The 17843-nt window shown below is 42.9% G+C and carries 11 protein-coding genes; 5 read left to right on the top strand and 6 right to left on the bottom strand.

Translation table 11 applies throughout. From position 1 onward, the window contains the following. Positions 1-350: 350 nt before the first annotated feature. The 5 genes from JMY09_RS07400 to JMY09_RS07380 form a co-directional block, all read right to left on the bottom strand. On the bottom strand, positions 351-2171 hold the full coding sequence (locus tag JMY09_RS07400) for an aminopeptidase P family protein (RefSeq protein WP_201622958.1): 1821 nt from the start codon (positions 2169-2171) through the stop codon (positions 351-353). 251 nt (positions 2172-2422) lie between these two features. Next, complete coding sequence (locus JMY09_RS07395; protein ID WP_201622957.1) at positions 2423-3985, bottom strand: peptide MFS transporter; 1563 nt, start codon at positions 3983-3985, stop codon at positions 2423-2425. Positions 3986-4266: 281 nt separating this feature from the next. Continuing rightward, a complete protein-coding gene (locus tag JMY09_RS07390) occupies positions 4267-4731 on the bottom strand; it encodes a hypothetical protein (RefSeq protein WP_201622956.1) in 465 nt (154 codons plus the stop codon). Between the two features lie 135 nt (positions 4732-4866). Continuing rightward, positions 4867-6441: an apolipoprotein N-acyltransferase gene (gene lnt, locus JMY09_RS07385; RefSeq protein WP_201622955.1), complete on the bottom strand. Its 1575-nt coding sequence runs from the start codon at positions 6439-6441 to the stop codon at positions 4867-4869. A gap of 489 nt (positions 6442-6930) precedes the next feature. Next, on the bottom strand, positions 6931-7830 hold the full coding sequence (locus tag JMY09_RS07380) for a CBS domain-containing protein (protein ID WP_201622954.1): 900 nt from the start codon (positions 7828-7830) through the stop codon (positions 6931-6933). A 325-nt stretch (positions 7831-8155) separates the two neighbouring features. On the opposite strand from JMY09_RS07380, the gene JMY09_RS07375 reads away from it, so the two are divergent. Next, positions 8156-9529 carry an Lnb N-terminal periplasmic domain-containing protein gene (locus tag JMY09_RS07375; protein ID WP_227677221.1) on the top strand — a complete coding sequence of 458 codons (1374 nt, stop codon included), beginning with the start codon at positions 8156-8158 and terminating at the stop codon, positions 9527-9529. Between the two features lie 178 nt (positions 9530-9707). On the opposite strand, the gene JMY09_RS07370 is transcribed toward JMY09_RS07375, so the two are convergent. After that, positions 9708-10298 carry a YcgN family cysteine cluster protein gene (locus JMY09_RS07370; protein ID WP_201622952.1) on the bottom strand — a complete coding sequence of 197 codons (591 nt, stop codon included), beginning with the start codon at positions 10296-10298 and terminating at the stop codon, positions 9708-9710. Positions 10299-10506: 208 nt separating this feature from the next. Between JMY09_RS07370 and JMY09_RS07365 the strand changes: the two genes are divergently transcribed. The 4 genes from JMY09_RS07365 (at position 10507) to mutY (ending at position 17782) form a co-directional block, all read left to right on the top strand. Next, entirely contained in the window at positions 10507-11244 is a 738-nt protein-coding gene (locus tag JMY09_RS07365; protein WP_201622951.1) for a dienelactone hydrolase family protein, read from the top strand. A gap of 703 nt (positions 11245-11947) precedes the next feature. Continuing rightward, positions 11948-14992 carry a DUF2339 domain-containing protein gene (locus JMY09_RS07360; RefSeq protein WP_227677220.1) on the top strand — a complete coding sequence of 1015 codons (3045 nt, stop codon included), beginning with the start codon at positions 11948-11950 and terminating at the stop codon, positions 14990-14992. A 205-nt stretch (positions 14993-15197) separates the two neighbouring features. Further along, positions 15198-16154: a ribosome biogenesis GTPase YlqF gene (ylqF, locus tag JMY09_RS07355; RefSeq protein ID WP_201622949.1), complete on the top strand. Its 957-nt coding sequence runs from the start codon at positions 15198-15200 to the stop codon at positions 16152-16154. A 335-nt stretch (positions 16155-16489) separates the two neighbouring features. Beyond that, the gene (gene mutY / locus JMY09_RS07350; protein ID WP_201622948.1) at positions 16490-17782 is read left to right on the top strand and encodes an A/G-specific adenine glycosylase; all 1293 of its coding nucleotides are present in this window, start codon (positions 16490-16492) and stop codon (positions 17780-17782) included. Positions 17783-17843 lie beyond the last annotated feature (61 nt).

Genomic DNA, 17843 nt, shown 5'->3' with positions numbered 1-17843 from the left:
ACTGTTACCTTAATAAACGTTGTAATAGGCTGATGCTTTTAGAGCAAATTATTTTATATCACCTACTAGCCTTTAGCTCATTAGTTGTTTCCTAACTTGTGCTTTACTATAGAATATTTTAGTTGACTATTTGCTGAGGTAAAGCCACCGTTAATGCCAGCAGTTATGAGCATTGATCAGGCAGATAGTTAATAGCTGATAGCCTACTAACTACTATCGGCCAAACAAAAAGCGCTTAGTATTTTACTAAGCGCTTTTTTATGACTAAATTTTGCTCACTGTGCTTAAGAGGTACTGAATCCGTACTTAAGCCATAATTGAACTGCATCTAATATCTACTGAGGCCGACATTAAATCGCTTGAGTACGCTCAGTCAACCATTCAAGAGCGGCACCATCAACACGGTCTTTTAACTCAGCATAAACTTGGCTATGATAACTGTTTAGCCAATCAATCTCTACTTGAGTTAGTAATGATGGTTCAATTAGACGCGTATCAATTGGACAATAAGTAACCGTCTCAAAATGCAGGAATTTACCAAACTCCGTTTCTGTCGGTTTGGCTACTGGTCTATTCACTACCAAGTTTTCAATACGAATACCCCACTTGCCTTCACGGTATAGTCCCGGCTCATTACTGGAGATCATATTGACTTTCATAGCGCGCTCTTTTGGAGTGCTAGCGCTATAGGCAATCACTTGTGGGCCTTCGTGTACATTCAAGAAATAACCTACCCCATGACCAGTACCGTGACCATAGTCCATCTGTGCTTGCCATAATGGCGCACGGCAAATAGCATCGATTAATGGCGAGGCAATACCATCAGGGAAATTGGCACGCGCTAAAGCAACATGAGCTTTTAGCACCGTGCTAAAGTCGCGTTTGTGCTCGCTGCTAACTTGGCCAATACCGACCACCCGAGTGATATCGGTAGTACCATTCTGATATTGCGCACCGGAGTCAATTAACAATAACCCACCTTCACCATCACTGACTTCGAGATAGCTGAACTTTTCTGGCGTCGCACGATAATGCGGTAAAGCACCGTTTTCATTAAATCCAGCAATCGTAGGAAAGCTTGGCGATACATAGTTTGGCTGCTGACTACGTACTTCAATCAACATACTATCGACGTCTAGCTCGCTCAAACGTTCACCGTTACTCAGACGCTGTTCAAAGTTGGCAAAAAACTCGCACAAGGCGGCGCCATCTTGACGCATGGCTTCACGCACATGATTTACATCTGCATCAGACTTCACCGACTTCAACAAAGTACTCGGGGCCATTTGCTCAATAAATCCAACCCCATCAGCCATCTGCGATAAAGTACCGACTGCCACTTTACTTGGATCTAACAATAGTAAATCTTCAGGCGTCAGCGTCGCTAATGCAGCTTGTACGGCATCGTAATCTGCAAGAGTAAAGCCACTATCTTTTAGGCTTTTTTCAATCTCGCTACTGACTTTATTATTATCAATAAACAAGGTTGCACTGCCATCAAGGCTGATCAGCATATGTGCTAAAAATACCGGATTATAATCAACATCAGCACCACGCAAGTTAGTCAACCAAGCGATATCATCTAAGCTCGATAATAGATGATGAGTCGCCCCTGCAGCTTTCATGCCTTGGCGTACAGCAGCCAGTTTTGCAGCAGCTGATTGGGAAATAAATGATTCATCATGGACATACAATGGTGCGGTTGGTAACGCTGGACGATCTGACCATACCTCAGTGAGGACGTCACGCTCGGTGATCAAGGTAATATCATTAGCATCAAAAGCATTCAATAATCGATCCTGCTCAGCGATAGACAATACATTGCCATCAACCGCTACGCTATCGCCTTCTTGCAGATGCTCAGCTAACCAGTCAATATGATTAGGCTGTCCAGGTGCCATCTTTTGCAAACTAATACCTGTACCTTCTAATTGCTCAGCAGCATGCACCCAATAGCGACTGTCAGTCCATAAACCTGCAAAGTCCGCAGTGACTACTAAAGTACCGACTGAACCGGTAAATCCTGACAACCATAGGCGCGCTTGCCAGTATTCAGGTAAGTATTCAGATAAATGCGGATCAGCTGACGGTACAATAATCGCCGTTAGATCTTGGGCAACTAAATTTTGGCGCAGGTTATCGATACGCTCATGAATGTTTTGCTTACTCATTAGGATGTTCCTTGTTTATCTTTTGAAGATATTCTAGCGTGGGGCGACTATAGATAGTCGTCTTATTTGAAGACAAGCGTATTGTTAGATGTGTGGGCAGATACTAGGCTTTCAATAGCTCTATGACAATTAGTTAGCAAAAACGTGCTACCGACGAGGGTAACACGATCTAGCATACGTCACTTACTCTGTATTAGCTGACCAAAACTAGCACTTTATTTATTTACTTACTCATTCATTTACTTATTTACTTAATCAAGCTGCTCAGCAGCTTCGCTATCTTGAAGCATTTTGTTGATAGGCTTTGCTAGTATCAACAATATCACCGCAGCCACTACCAAGAAAATCGTCATCGTAGTAAATAGACTCGGTAAGCCTTCAATTTTATCCGCTGATACATAACCACCAAAGAAGGCCGCTACTAAGTTACCCATAGCTACAGAAGCAAAGAAAAGGCCCATCATTTGACCTTGCATGCCCTTCGGAGCCAGTTTAGTCATAGCAGACAATCCAACAGGACTAAGCGCTAATTCGCCAAGGGTTAACAAGAACAAACTACCCACTAACCATAAAGGTGATGCTAATCCACCATCATTAGTCAAAATACTTTTGGAGGCAAAAATCATCAGCGCAAAACCTGCTGCCGCTAACAGCATACCAAGCGCAAACTTAGTCATACTGTTTGGCTCAAGGCCTCTGTTGCCAAGCTTCACCCATAAAATACTAGCAATCGGGGCTAGGATTAAAATAAACAAAGGATTCAACGATTGGAACCAAATGCTAGGTATTTCAAAACCTAAAACGTTAAGGTCTGTGTAATTATCGGCGAACAAGTTAAATGAGGTAGGTTGCTGCTCAAAACTTGACCAAAACAGCGTTGAGCCAATAATAAGTATGAAGCAAATCAACAAGCGTAGCTTATCTGATTTATCTAATCGCGGCGAAATAAACATTACCGCAAAATAGATCAATACTACCGCAGCAATGATATAAGTCATATATGAGGCAACCACTGCAGGCGCAAATGGCATAATACCTGTAGAGACTAAGATAACAATGGCAGCTAAGGCGGCGAGGAATACTAATACCCAACGACCTATATTGTTATAGCGTCCATTAGACTTTTCCCAATCAGCCTCAATTCCTTTTGCTTGCGCATAACGGCTTAGATTTTTTTGAGCGATAAAACGGTATATAAGTAATGACACTAGCATGCCAAGACCACCGACCCCGAAGCCCACATGCCACATTCCTTTTTCTTTAAACACACCGACAATAAGGGCCGCTAATAACGCACCGATATTGATACCCATGTAGAATAAAGTAAAACCGCCATCACGGCGCGAATCGCCTTTGGGGTATAGCGCACCTACCATTACTGAGATACAAGTCTTAAATAACCCTGAGCCCAAAACGATACACATCAAGCCGACAAAAAATAGCGTCATACCAAAAAAGGCGGAGAGCGCAATACACAAATGACCTAGGGCAATAATTATACTACCCCACCACAGCGCACGCTCCTGACCTAACCAGTTATCTGCTAGCCAACCACCAGGTACCGCCGCTAAATACAGCGAACCGGCAAAAATACCATAAATAGCAGAAGCAGTTACTTCATCGAAGCCAAAACCGCCACTACCAACACTTGCTACCATGAATAAAACCAGTAGCGGACGAATACTGTAATAAGAAAACCGTTCCCACATTTCGGTAAAAAATAGCGGACGTAGTGGTTTGGGATGCCCCATAAACCCATTTTCTAACGCTGCCAATTCGGCAGCACTGAACTCCGTTTGTGACTCCGTTGCCATACACTTATTCCTTAGGTGTGCCACAGTAATAATGCTCAAACCTATCATTACTAAGATGTGTGGTCATTTAGGCGTGTCATTGTTTCACTAGAACATTTACAAGTAAAGAAGAAAATATTTACTAGTTAGAAAAATTCACCCAATAAAAAACCCGCTGCCAATGATTGACAGCGAGTTTTTTATTATTAGCGTAAGGTATAAACGTCTTATTCAACCATTATTAGGCCTTTAAAACTCTAGAATAGCGTAAGAATAGTGAAGACCTGACAAGGACAATTACCTTATTTAGCAGGAGCAGGTGCAGGTGCTGCTTCAACCGTACTAGCCTTTGGATCCGCTTTCGCTTGTTCAGCGGTTGGATCGGCAGCAGCTACTGCGGCTTGATCTACTGTACCGTCAGCAGTAGCTGTCGCTGAACCAGTAGCCACTATCGCATCACCAGTAGCTGGCGCAGGAGTAACTGTAGCATCTGCCGGCACTGTAGTTGCTGCTGCATCTGCAGGTGCCGCTTCCGCTGTTGCCACTGGTGCTGGAGCAGCTGGCGCTGCTGGTTCTGCAGCAATAGCAGCCGCTTTGTCAGCTGCAGCCACTTCCGCTGCAATACTTTCAGCAGTGATATGTTCACCAGCTGGACGCAAAAAGGCTGAGATACCGATGAGTAACACGATGCCTAAAAATAAGCCGACGCCACCTAAAGCAAACAGAAACTCTTTTTTGGGATTGTTATTGACAATATCATCTGACATATCTTATCTACCTTGCACGAAAAATATTTGAAATATGGGCTATTATATCGCAATTTATGCCGATTTGTTAAATCCCTTAACTATTTAAAGGAATTATTAGTAAAACTCAGCTCATTAGCCAATGCCATGACCTTTTTACTTACCCAAACGTGCTCGTACTCCTGTCCGCTTGCCTAAATAGCTAAGTATCAACAGCAAAGCCATAATAATCAAAATAGGATAGTTGCCCCAAGTCATAAACGGCGTATTACCAACTCGGGCCTGAATATTACCACGTAATACGGTACGCTCGAACTGTGGTGCACGCTTGACGATATGACCTTTGTGATCAATGATAGCAGTAACGCCAGTGTTAGTAGCTCGCATAAACCAGCGACCATTCTCTAACGCCCGCATCTGTACCATTTGTAAATGCTGCAAAGGCCCAGCTGAAGTGCCAAACCAAGCATCGTTAGAGATAGTCAGTAAGAAGTCAGTGCCAATAGCATTCTTGCGGGTGGTATCTGGGTAAGCCACTTCATAACAAATCGCTGCACCAAGATTGTGACCACGTACGCGCAATGGTGACTGCTGATCATTACCACGACTGTAGCTTAAGATATCTTGACTACCAGCCAAATCGGGCAGAATATCTAGCATGCCCTCGAATGGAATATACTCACCAAAAGGTACTAAACGCTGTTTTTTATAGAGACCATCGGCTTGTGCGCCTAACGCAATCACACTGTTATAAAACGGCGGGTACTTATCAGAAGCTGCATTGAACGCCGCTTCATCCTTATAAGGAATGCCAGTCACCCAAGTGGTATCCGTTTCCTTGGCCAGCTTGACCATTTCACCAATAAAACCAACTGCCTCAGTTTGAAACATTGGTATAGAGGATTCTGGCCAAAGTATGATATCACGCCCCCATTCAGTGCTAGAAAGAGTGGCATATATTTTTAGAGTCTCGATTTGAAATTCAGTCAGCCATTTTAGATCTTGCGGAATATTACCCTGAATCAAAGATACCGATAGATCAGGCGTGCCTTTAGGTTTGGTCCATTGCGGATCGACCAACCATAACGAGGTACTAACGACTAATAAAGCAAATGAGGCCAGTAGATAACCACCGCGGTTACGCATTTGCTCGACGACACTAGAAGCTAATAATACTGCTACAAAAGACACTGCGAATACACCAGCAACGGGTGCTAAAGAAGACAGCCAATACTGCTCAGTAAAAGCATAACCAACAAATAGCCAAGGAAACCCTGTGAATAGCCAAGTTTTTAGCCACTCTTGTAATACCCAAAGAGCCGCAAAAGCGAAAGGTTGCTTACCAACTCCGCGGTTGAATACCAAGGCTAAAAAGCCATGAAAAAGCCCCATGCCTAGACCCATCAGCGCAATTAAAATAAGCGCCAACCAAGCTGGAGTGTCACCATAATCATGGATAGAAGTATAAAGCCAAAATGCGCCAACACACCACAGCCCCATCCCATAAGCTTCACCAATAATAAAAGCGCGTTTGCCGCTCATGTCAGGCATTAATAACGCATATAAAATGGCTGGAGATACTAAAGCTATTGGCCAGAATCCGTAAGGAGCAAGGGCCAGTATAAACATTGCTCCTGCTAGCCAAGCCACAACAAGCACTAGAAGAAGTGGTTTCTTTTTCGACTTATTAGCATTTAGACGCTTTTGCAAATCAACGGTAGACGGGCGCATATTGGTTATCCAAAACTCAAAACGAGGCTTAAAAAAGCATAAAATTTTATATTTAGGCGGCCTATGGTTATAGCAACTCAGAGTAAGTTATAAGCACTCGACTCCCCCTGCCAAATCAAACCCGCCTATAATACCAGCCTGTGCTGATAAAGGGGTAAATTTGCTTGGCTAGTTGGGCGGCGCTTACCTTGGTAACTTACTCGACATAATCCACAGATTAGCCTTTGTACAGCCATTAGGTTTTACGGCGATTGATATAGAAGATGATTTTTGATAACTTTGCTAAACATGCTATTTTTGTAGCCCGCAGATTATGCTTAGCTATAGTTTTTTACCATCCTTAGTTTACGACCTTTAATTTACAACCTTTAATTTACAACCTTTAATTTACAATCCTTAGATAGCAAAAAACACGACCGCAGCCGTGTTCTTATTTTACAATTTAAGCCTAAGTTATAAAGACTTTAATAATAATTTATCAAACGTCTTTTAATGGCTGCCTATGAGTAATTGCTTATCTGCCTTGACATTGGTGACCTCAAGATCATTAATAGAGCGTCCTTCCACATCAGTGATAGTGATTTTCCAATCATCTATTTCGACAGTTTCACCTTCTAAATCACTGACATAACCAAGCGCCTGCATTACCAAACCACCCATAGTATCAACGTCGGTATCGTCAAAATTACTACCGAGCTCATCGTTGCAGTCCTCAATCACCGTTGAAGCTTGTACTCGCCAAGTATTAGGCTTCTCAGGATGGACAATGATGTTATTAATATCACTGTCTTCATCGAAATCATCATGCTCATCAACGATATCACCAACGATCTCTTCGAGTAGATCCTCCATAGTGACTACCCCAGCAAAGTTGCCAAATTCATCGACGACAATTGCCATATGTACTTGAGTGCGCTGCAAAGAACGTAACAGAGTATCAGAACGCGCCGACTCACTAATGTATAGTGGCTGACGTACCAAATCTTTTAGACGTTGGCTATCAATTTTGTCATGTTGATCACGCACCATATACACCAACAGCGGAATCAAGTCTTTAGCGAGCAGAATACCTATGACCGCATCATCATCTTGGCTATCGAATACTGGATAGCGTGAATGAGTCGTCTCAAGAATAATGTCCATCACTTCAGCGAGGCTAGTACTCTCGTGCAAACTTATGACCTGTGGACGCGGGGTCATAATTTCACGTACTTGCGTCGCTGGCAGATCCAGTACGCCCTCAAGCATATCAACCGTATCAGGCTCTAAAAATTGCCGTGATTGCTGCACTAAACTAACTAGTTCGTCACGGGTTTCGGGGGCGGTCGATAGCCAGCGTTTTAAGCCGCGCATCGACCAACTACTCGGGCTGGGAATGTCTTCAGACATGGTGGTGTGGGTTAACCTCTTCAATTAGTGGATAGAGCATTGCTAATAAAAATCTAAATGGGGATTAAAATATAAATAAAAACTATGGTTAAAACTTGCTGCAAAAATATCAACTACTGTATCTAAAGTATAGCTATTTATTCAAAACAACGCTTTTAAAACTCAACTGCTGTTACTTTAGTTTCACTTTATCGCAAGGCTCAGCGACATTCAACGATAAATTTATGCAAATTGTATTGTCAGTGTGTTATAAATTTTGCTAGAGTCAAAGACTTTATTTATGTAATCCACTCTTATGTCGCTTCGCTGTTTATTTTCAAGGCTTATGTCATCTCGCTCTAGCCTCGATCCTTCATCTAACCGTAATAACAACGGTAACCATCAACCTCAATCTAAAAGATTTGGTTGGCTTAGCTGGCGTGGTGTAGCAAGGTTTTTTATTGCTGTGGCCTTAATACTCTCTGCCGTTTGGTTACTAATGGCGATTTACTATCATTTTGGTATAAGCAGCCCTATCACTTGGCTAGTAGCACTAATAGTTTTCGGCTTGCTAGGCTGTTGGTTGACGCTACCGTACTACCCTAAGCTGGCCTATAAGCTTACGCAGCAATCGGTAGCGAAAAATAGTGAATTGAATACAGCTCATATTAATACCAATAATACTAGCAACAGCAGGCTCAACAAAAGCAAGCTCAGCAACTATTTAGTGGCTAGCTATGGACTGGTTTGGCTGCTTGGCTTAGGCTGGTTTAACGCTATTAACCCTAAGCAAGAGCGCAATTGGCAGCCTGAAGTGAGTCAAGCAGTTTCTTATACTCGTGATCCTAATAACCCTGATCTGATTACTCTATCTAATGTACGCAATTTTGATTGGCACCCGAGTAATGGCCCTGATGAGATTGCGCCTACGGAACGCTGGGAAACCCGCACTGTCGATATATCTAAACTATCTGGTATCGATATCGCTAATTCTTATTGGATGGGACCACTAATTGCTCATACTTTAGTCAGCTTCCGTTTTGAAGACGATAGACCGCTAGCGTTCTCCCTTGAGATTCGTAAAGAGGAAGAAGAAAGCTTTTCGGCTTTAGCTGGATTTTTTAGGCGCTTTGAGCTGAGCCTTATCGCCTCTGAGGAGCGTGATATTATTTATACTCGTACTAATGTGCGCGGTGAACAGGTCTATCTCTTCCCTATCAGTCACTTGCAACAAAGCGAAGTGAAATCTTTATTCGAGTCTTACTTAACGGCTGCTGATGAGCTCAATGCTGAGCCTGCTTGGTATAATACTTTGACCAGCAACTGTACTAATATTATCTTTTATATGGCACGTATCGTCAGTGGTGAGCGGCTACCTTGGGATTACCGTATTTGGGTCTCAGGTTGGCTACCAAACTACCTCTATGATATCGGTATGCTAGATGCAAGCTCTCAGATAAAAGAGGGTTCACTAAAACAGGAAGTGGTAACAGATGAGCCGCAAATTACTCAGCCTTGGTCAATGGATATTTGGTATCAGCATACCCATATCAATCCAAAGGTGATTGGCTTTGATAATCAAGCGGGATTAGATACTAGTAACAATAGCGCTGAGTTCTCTAAGCAAATTCGCCAAGGCATTCCTATTCCACCACTAGCTGACTCTACTGCTGAAGCTGAAACCCAAGCGCAATCTGCTAGTGAGAAGGCTGATAAATAACCTTGATAAGAGCTAGTGTTAGAAATTATCAGGGTTATAGCAATTATAAAGGGCTAGCAGCTGCTATCAGTGCTTGTCAGATATTCTGAGCAATAGAGTATGTTAGGTAGGTAGTAGAGTATTTTAGGCAATAGAGTATTTTAGGCAATAGAGTATAGCACTAGCGGTTGCCCTCGCTCTAAGGCCTTACCCAATTCACCACCCGTGTCTCCATGGCTTCATCGCTCATCCCTACCTCAGAGATGCAGCGCCCTGCAATACCAACATTAGCATCACGCATTTGCTGCTGAGTAACGACCGCATCTTGGGTTAATAATAAATGCCAGCTTGGTAGTGACTGCCCTTTATACAAACGTTTATAAGCGCAATGATTAGGCAGCCACATCATAGTGGGTAGTTTAGCGGCGGTCAACTGAATACAGTCTGGCACATACTGTTGCCGGGAGTCATAGTGCTGACAAAACCCCGTCTCACAATTCATCAGCTGGCAAGCGACGTCGGTATACTCAACTTGCTCTTCGTCTACATCGCCGTTCTCATCTTCATCAATATACTTAATCAGGCAGCAACTGCCACAGCCATCGCATAAGGCTTCCCATTCGCTATGGTTTAGATCCTGCAACGCAAACTGCGACCAAAATTGTGGTCGTAGAGGTTGGTCGCTGTGAGTATTGAGCTCGGTATCAGCTGAAGCTACCGCATCCTGCTTTGATTGGGATTGCACATTCTCAAAGCTGGATTTTAAAGCTTGTAATAAATTTAGACTCATAAAATGGCCGTAGGTTTAGATAAGTAGCATTTGCACAACTAGAGTTACAGTATTATAGCTGTTTTTCGCTGTCATGGGCGTTAAGGTAATATCAGTAAATAATAAGTAACTTATCAAAAGCACTCATAGCTAGATTAATAGCTATCGCTATCACTTGCTAAGTTAAGCACTCAATAACAAAAATCACTCTATAAAAAAGGATAATAAGATGTCAATTAAGACCTTTGAGCTAATAAGTACTACCGAGAATGGCGTACAGTTAATCAGTTATGTAGCCTTACCAGAAAACGCTGCAGATGATAAGCCGGTAGCTGGTATTTTAGTTGCTCCTGAATGGTGGGGCGTGGTCGAGCATCCAAAATCAATCACTGAACGCCTAGCAAAAGCGGGTTATGCCGCCGTCGCTATGGATGTTTACGGTGAAGGTAAATTGACTAGTGATGCGGCGCAAGCCAATATGTGGATGGAGCAAGTACTTGCCGACCAAGATATGCTAATGGCACGCTGCCGTTTAATTCTCAATGACTTTAGCGATCAGCTAGCCGTTGATGGTGACAATTTAGCTGCGATAGGTTTTTGTTTCGGTGGCAAAGTAGTACTGGATATGGCACGCGAAGGTATGCCTCTAAAAGCAGTAGCGACTTTCCATGGTAATTTATCTCCAAAACAGCCAGCAGATAGTAAATTCGCTGCCAAAGTTTTAGTAGCGCATGGTGGTGATGATTCTATGGTGACCATGGATGCGGTAGAGAGCTTTAAAAAAGAGATGGATGCGGTTGACGTTGATTACACTATCGATGTCTATGATAACGCTAAGCATGGCTTTACTAATCCTCAAGCGGATGCACGTGCCGCTGAGAACAATGCTGATCTAGGCTACAATGAGAATGCTGCTAAGCAAAGCTGGGATAACATGCTAGCGTTTATGAAAGCTAATCTAGGTTAAAATTTATGGATTTAAGCCAAATCTATTACCCTAATAGTCATTGATTACCTTAAAACAGAGTATGTTAATCATGCTCTGTTTTTAGTTGTAAGTATTAATTTTTAGAATAAAGGCCACCATAAAGTGTACTAAGATAGGTTTAATATTTTAATATTTTAATAATTAGTAGCAAAAGGTACTGAGTAAACTGTGATTTGCTCAGTACCTTTTTGTATAGATGACTAGATTATACGATGAACACTCGATTAAATACTAAGCTAATAAAAGACTCTATATCAACAGCGGTAGTTAATGCTTTTATCATTGCTGGCATAGTATCTGGTATAGTTAATTATTTGACTTTAGATGACTGTACGTTAACAGAGCGCCCTAATTCTCAGAAAGTTAAGTTAGGATAATCCCCTGCATCAATACTCACTAAAAAACTGCAAAAAATTATTCATATAGCCATTTAGTAGCTTTAAAGTAAATCCAACATAGCGATATTTTCAGCTACCCTGTAAAAACTGATTAGCTTATCATTAGTAATAGACTTGAGTTTATTTTTTAATAAGCTCATTATCTGCATAAGATAAGATAAGATAGATCACCTACTAGTGACCCTAGTAAACTAAATATATTGAGGTTTTAAATGGGCTGGTTTGCTTTTATTATTTTGTTGCTTATCACTATTATTATTTATAACAAGATAAATAAGCAGCTCATGCAACTGCGCAGTGATATGGCAAAGCTGCAAAGCGACTTGCAACAGCAGGAGCACAGTCTTAAACAGCTTGAGACCTCACGTTCTGCCGCTACTCCTATATCTTCACTTGCAGCCAATAGCGCCGTGCCATCCTCGCCTGTTTTAACCCCCTCACTCTCAGTGCCACCGCCCTTACCAACTGCGATTAATGTTGCCCAGCAGCAAACTCTGGTGGCTAGCAGCATGGATGATTCTGCAACTCAAACTTCAACTGTGCTAACAGCAGCCACTACTAGTGAGGTAGAGTTAGTAGATGATACTACGGCACCTTGGACGATAGAGCGTCCTGTGCCAGTAATAGAGCCAGATGAGCAGTCATTACCTATGGTAACCTCGCTCTTTAACTCGCTTAAAAACTGGTTCTTCGGTGGTAATTTAGTAGTACGAGTCGGGGTGTTAGTATTATTAGTCGGCGTAGTCTTGTTACTGCGCTTATTGAGTGATTATATCGAGATTCCTATTACCTTTAAGCTATTAGCAATAGGTATTATAGGCATAGGGCTTGCCGGCTTAGGTCTCAAGCTTGCCAGCAAACGTTTTGCTTACGGTATCACTTTGCAAGGTACTGGCTTAGCTATCACTTATTTGACTAGTTTTTTTGCTTATAGTGTCTATAACGTCATTCCCAGCTTACCGAGCTTTATCATTCTAGGGCTATTATCAGCGCTCACTATTGGCTTAGCGGTACGCCAAAACGCTTTTCCTTTAGCCTTATTAGCGCTATCTGGTGGGTTTTTTGCGCCATTATTAACCGGTACCGACACTGGCAATTTAGTGACCTTATTTAGCTACTACTTGCTATTGAACATCAGTATTGCGATTATTGCTCATTACCGTACTTGGAAAGTGTTGAATGCTTTAGGGGTAGCCGTCACTTTTGGCTTGGCCTATTATTGGGGCTTAACTGAAGATCTGGGCACATTGATTGCTACTCAACGCTGGCCTTTAGTATCGCTAGTAGCGCTCCATTTAGCACTCTATTTATTCATAGCTATTCGTTATACTCAGCAAATCATCGCTTATAATAGTGATAATGAGGCCAGCAATAGCTTAGCCGCAACTTCTGCTACTACAAAATCTGCGCCCAGTCTCTATCTGTATCCTATAGATATTGGCCTGCTATTCTCAGCGCCCGTATTGGCATTTGGCTTATTTGCCGCCCTGTTAAATGATATCGAGCAAGCGCTAACTTTGACTAGCGCTATATTGGCCGCTATTTATTTAGGGTTAGGCTGGTTACTTATTCAACGCAGTCAACGTTATACGCTAATTACTGAAGGCATGCTGGCCTTAGGGTTTGGGTTTTTGGCCTTGGTCATTCCGTTAGCTTTTGATGATCAATGGTTAGCGTTCGGTTGGGCGATTCAAGGATTAGCACTAGTATGGTTTGGACGTCGCTCATTGCGGGCGTGGCTAGTTATCTTTGGTTTAGCCTTGCAGCTGATCAGTATCGGCATGCTATTTGTGTTAGATATGCTATGGTCTGAAGTACCGATTTTGACTTTGACAATTTCCGCCCTAAGTGCCCTTGCCTCAATGTTTATTCTGCGTGCTAGCCACTCCCCTAGCTTATTAATAACGGCCAACGCTCAAGCAAATTCAACTATATCTGACGCTGCTGAGTCTAATGGCAATATTGTTACTGACACTGGTACTGGCGCTGATAATATTGCAAACTATGCCACCTCTTTAGGCATCAGTAGCGCATCTGCCCAGCAATGGCTGTTAAGTATTAATAGTCAAAGTACGGCCTTTAATGCAGTTTGGCGCAGTCCCGTGTTTATACGTCTGCTAACTTTTGCCGCTACCGTGTGGGCGCTACTAGTATTATTTACTGACTTAAAGCAGTGGCTTGCCAGCTGGCAATTGGCGACTAGTAGCTTAATAGCACTAGCGACTCTAAGCTGCCTACTAATTTATTGGTTAATCAATCGCTATCGTTCATGGCAAGAGATCAGTCATTTTAGCCATGCGCTGTTAAGCTTATTCTGCTTAGTGCTGGTACTACAATTACCACAAAAATTTGAGTTCAACCATCAATGGAGCACTGCGTCTTGGCTGGTTTTTGCCAGCTTATTAATTGGCTGGCTAGTCGTTGGACAGCTGTGGCTAAAGACTTGGTATAGCAGCTCCAGCCTATCTCGTTATGACACTGCCAGCTGGTTTGCTACTAGTATCTTAGTTCTAGCCGCTGCGCTACATTATGGTTTACCAGACTCCAATGGCGTCATTACTATACTCATTCCAGTAGCGCTAATGCTGGCTGGATTATGGTTCAGCTATCGCTATTCATCGACTGAACAATCCGCTAACCAGCACTTGCTGTACTGGTTTGATTGGCAACAAGCCTTAGTAGATAGCGCTAAAGTTTTTGTACCCTTAACCTTGATATGGGCAACTCTAAGCAACTGGAGTTATGACGGTATCATTTGGGGGCTGCCCTATTTCCCAGTAGTCAATCTATATGACCTCAGTCTAGCGTTAGTGTTAGGCTATGGTTTCAGCGCTTATTACTTAAATCAGCTTAGCTATGTTAACTCAGTTACTAGCGATGCTAGCGTAAATGTCCCTGTTAATGTCAGAGCCAACAACATGCTCACTAGCAAGCCTTCGCTTATTATTTTAGGCCTGATTGGCTTTTGGCTGCTATCGAGTATTTTAGTAAGATCCCTGCATGCCTTTATCGGCACCCCATTATGGGACGACGGCGCTTGGAATAGTGAGCAAGTACAAACCGGACTGACCATCTTATGGACCTCAATAGCGTTGGTCGCCACTATCGTTGCCAGTCGCCAATTACATCGTACTTTATGGTTTATGGGTATTGGCTTATTAGGGGTGGTGGTACTCAAACTAGTTGTCGTCGATCTATCACAGACAGAGGCCATTTGGCGAGTGCTGTCCTTTTTAACTGCTGGTAGCTTGATATTGCTGATTGGTTATCTTGCACCCCTACCGCCTGAGCAAGCCAAAATCGCTGATGAGGGTGAACCGTTAGCTTAGGATTTATAACGGCAGCGCTGGTTTAAAAATTAGGCTTAAACGATTTATCAATAAACAATACCTTACTAAAAAATACCGCTTTAAAAAGTCATCAGCTAAGTTTTAGGGTGATGGCTTTGGTTCTGTAGTAAACTGAGCACCACCGTTACTTTAGGCGCATTGTCTAAGGTTAGCGCACTATTTATTAAAAAGGCAGTTAAAGCAAATGGATAAGAAAGCAAGTATTCAGTGGTTCCCAGGCCATATGAACAAAGCCCGTAATGAAGTTAAAGAAATCATGCCGCAAATGGATGTCATCATTGAGGTTCTTGATGCTCGTATTCCTTATAGCAGTGAAAACCCTATGGTGGCATCGTTACGTGGTGAAAAACCCGTCATCAAAATCTTGAATAAAGCCGATCTTGCTGATCCGGTAATGACCCAAGCATGGATGGATTACTTCGAGCAAGAAAACGGGGTCAAAGCTTTAGCCTTCGATGATAACAAAGCGGATCATGTGCATCGGATCGTGGAGCTGTGCAAAAAACTGATGCCTAACAAGGCTGAGTCAGGCCGACAAATCAAAGCCATGATTTTGGGTATTCCTAACGTTGGTAAATCAACTTTGATTAATACTTTAGCCGGTCGTGCTGTTGCCAGAACCGGTAACGAGCCAGCAGTCACGAAGTCGCAGCAGCTGATCAAGCTAGACGGTGGCATCATGCTTTATGATACCCCTGGTATGCTATGGCCAAAGGTTGAAAATGCTAACTCTGGCTATCGCTTAGCCGCTACTGGCGGTATCCGTGATACGGCGTTCGATTTTGATGATGTGGCTGGTTATACCGCAGAATTCTTACTAAAAGCTTATCCTGAGCTACTAAAAGTTCGCTATAAAATTGATGAGCTACCTAAGACCGATTGGCAGTTCTTTGAAATTGCTGGTCGCAATCGTGGCTGCATCCGTTCTGGTAATCAAGTAGATACGTACCGGATGTCAGAGATTTTGGTTAATGAATTACGTAGTGGTACGCTAGGTCGAATCAGTCTGGAAACCCCAGATATGCGTGAAGCCGAAGAAGCAGTGGTTGCGCAACAACGTATTACTGATGAAGAAAGAAAAGCGGCAAAGTTAGAGGAAAAGCTATTACGTAAAAAACGTGCTCGCAAGAATCGTAAATAGGGTTTGGTCATTATTGTTGCTACAAGCTTAGATACCCTCTTGCCAAATTATAATCAATAGCGAAATACAGTGCTATAAAACCCAATGATTTCGTGGGTTAACCACCCACGCTACGCAAAATTTAAAGTTAGAATAGAGTCGATGATGGTGATGTTTAAAAGGGGCGTAGGGGGCGTTCTGTGTACTAATAATTTACCTAGGTAGCCTACCCTCTTCGATATCGTTAAGTCATTATTTCTATAGTATTATTTTATAACTTTTAAACAAAGCTAAGTCCTAGAATATCTTGATATAAGGTATAATTAGCTACCTTAAAACTCTAATTAAAGCTCCCTATGACCCAGCCTACCGCTAATATAAATACTGCATCAGCAGACGCTACTGTTACTCACAACACTACTTCCTACGACACCTTCGCCCCCCGTTTATTAACATGGTTCACCACCAGTGGCCGTCATGATTTGCCGTGGCAGCAGCATCAAACTGATACGCCCAACCCTTATATTGTTTGGTTATCAGAAGTCATGCTGCAGCAGACCCAAGTCACCACTGTGTTGCCTTACTTCGCCCGATTTATGACTTCCTTCCCAACCGTGCAAGATTTAGCAGCAGCCGAATGGGACGTGATAGCCGAACACTGGGCAGGCATGGGCTACTATGCGCGAGCGCGTAACTTGCATAAAGGCGCAAAGCAGCTAGTTCAGATTATTGATGAAACTGGCGACTTTCCGCAGACGTTAGAAGGTTGGGAAGCCATATCAGGGGTTGGACCTTCAACCGCTGGGGCGATTGTAGCCATGGGCTTGCATGGTTATGGAGTAATTTGCGATGGTAATGTCAAACGAGTTTTGACTCGTTGGGCGGCTATCGATGGCGATATTATGAAGTCGGCCACCACTAAAGAGTTATGGGTATTGGCGCAGCGCTTAACACCGACAGAGAACTCTGGATTATTTGCCCAAGCAATGATGGATATGGGCGCAACTTTATGTATTCGCCGTCAGCCTGCTTGTTCCTTATGTCCGCTAGCGGATGACTGTTTAGCGCATGCGCAAGGGCGCGAAACTGATTATCCAGTAAAAGCTAAAAAACAGCCGAAACCCAGCAAGTATAGTAATGCGTTAATGATCAAAAATGCAGACAGTGAGCTGTTATGGCTACAGCGCCCAGATAATGGTATTTGGGGCGGCTTATGGAGCTTACCGTTGGAATTTATAGAAAAGATTAGCGGCAGGGCTACTGATAAAGCAGTAGCAGTGACTGCAGTCACAGATAAGCAGTCGTTGAAAGTTGCCAGTAATGAGCGAGCCTACGAATCAGAATTCACTACCGCTGAGCAAATCATTAATGAGTGGTTGAGCCAGCAGCCGTTGACAGCCAAGCCAATAATTAGAGCAGAGACGAATGACTTGTTTGACGATGCACTAGTCGCTCCTATCAAGCACTCATTAACCCATTTTCATTGGTATCTAACCCCGCAGCAACTAACTTTAAATGACCAACAAGCGCAACAGCTAACCGAACTACTGCAAGCGGCTGATATTACTCTGAACTGGCTAAATAGCGCTGAGGCGCAAGCAACGCTTGGGTTGCCACGAGCGATGGTTAAGATACTCGAAGAAGGCTAATACATTACTATAAACTCTTAAAATAATGGTAATTGGATAAACCCAAAAAAAAGCGACTCAT

This window comes from Psychrobacter urativorans (genome assembly GCF_904846695.1).
Classification (GTDB): Bacteria; Pseudomonadota; Gammaproteobacteria; order Pseudomonadales; family Moraxellaceae; genus Psychrobacter; species Psychrobacter urativorans.
Note: the sequence above shows the minus strand (reverse complement) of the source record. Positions and strands in the feature narration are given on the sequence as shown.

Coding starts and splice junctions, on each gene's coding strand:
- JMY09_RS07400 (WP_201622958.1), bottom strand. CDS start 2,171: ATGAGTAAGCAAAACATTCATGAGCGTATCGATAACCTGCGCCAAAAT.
- JMY09_RS07395 (WP_201622957.1), bottom strand. CDS start 3,985: ATGGCAACGGAGTCACAAACGGAGTTCAGTGCTGCCGAATTGGCAGCG.
- JMY09_RS07390 (WP_201622956.1), bottom strand. CDS start 4,731: ATGTCAGATGATATTGTCAATAACAATCCCAAAAAAGAGTTTCTGTTT.
- lnt (WP_201622955.1), bottom strand. CDS start 6,441: ATGCGCCCGTCTACCGTTGATTTGCAAAAGCGTCTAAATGCTAATAAG.
- JMY09_RS07380 (WP_201622954.1), bottom strand. CDS start 7,830: ATGTCTGAAGACATTCCCAGCCCGAGTAGTTGGTCGATGCGCGGCTTA.
- JMY09_RS07375 (WP_227677221.1), top strand. CDS start 8,156: ATGTCATCTCGCTCTAGCCTCGATCCTTCATCTAACCGTAATAACAAC.
- JMY09_RS07370 (WP_201622952.1), bottom strand. CDS start 10,298: ATGAGTCTAAATTTATTACAAGCTTTAAAATCCAGCTTTGAGAATGTG.
- JMY09_RS07365 (WP_201622951.1), top strand. CDS start 10,507: ATGTCAATTAAGACCTTTGAGCTAATAAGTACTACCGAGAATGGCGTA.
- JMY09_RS07360 (WP_227677220.1), top strand. CDS start 11,948: ATGCAACTGCGCAGTGATATGGCAAAGCTGCAAAGCGACTTGCAACAG.
- ylqF (WP_201622949.1), top strand. CDS start 15,198: ATGGATAAGAAAGCAAGTATTCAGTGGTTCCCAGGCCATATGAACAAA.
- mutY (WP_201622948.1), top strand. CDS start 16,490: ATGACCCAGCCTACCGCTAATATAAATACTGCATCAGCAGACGCTACT.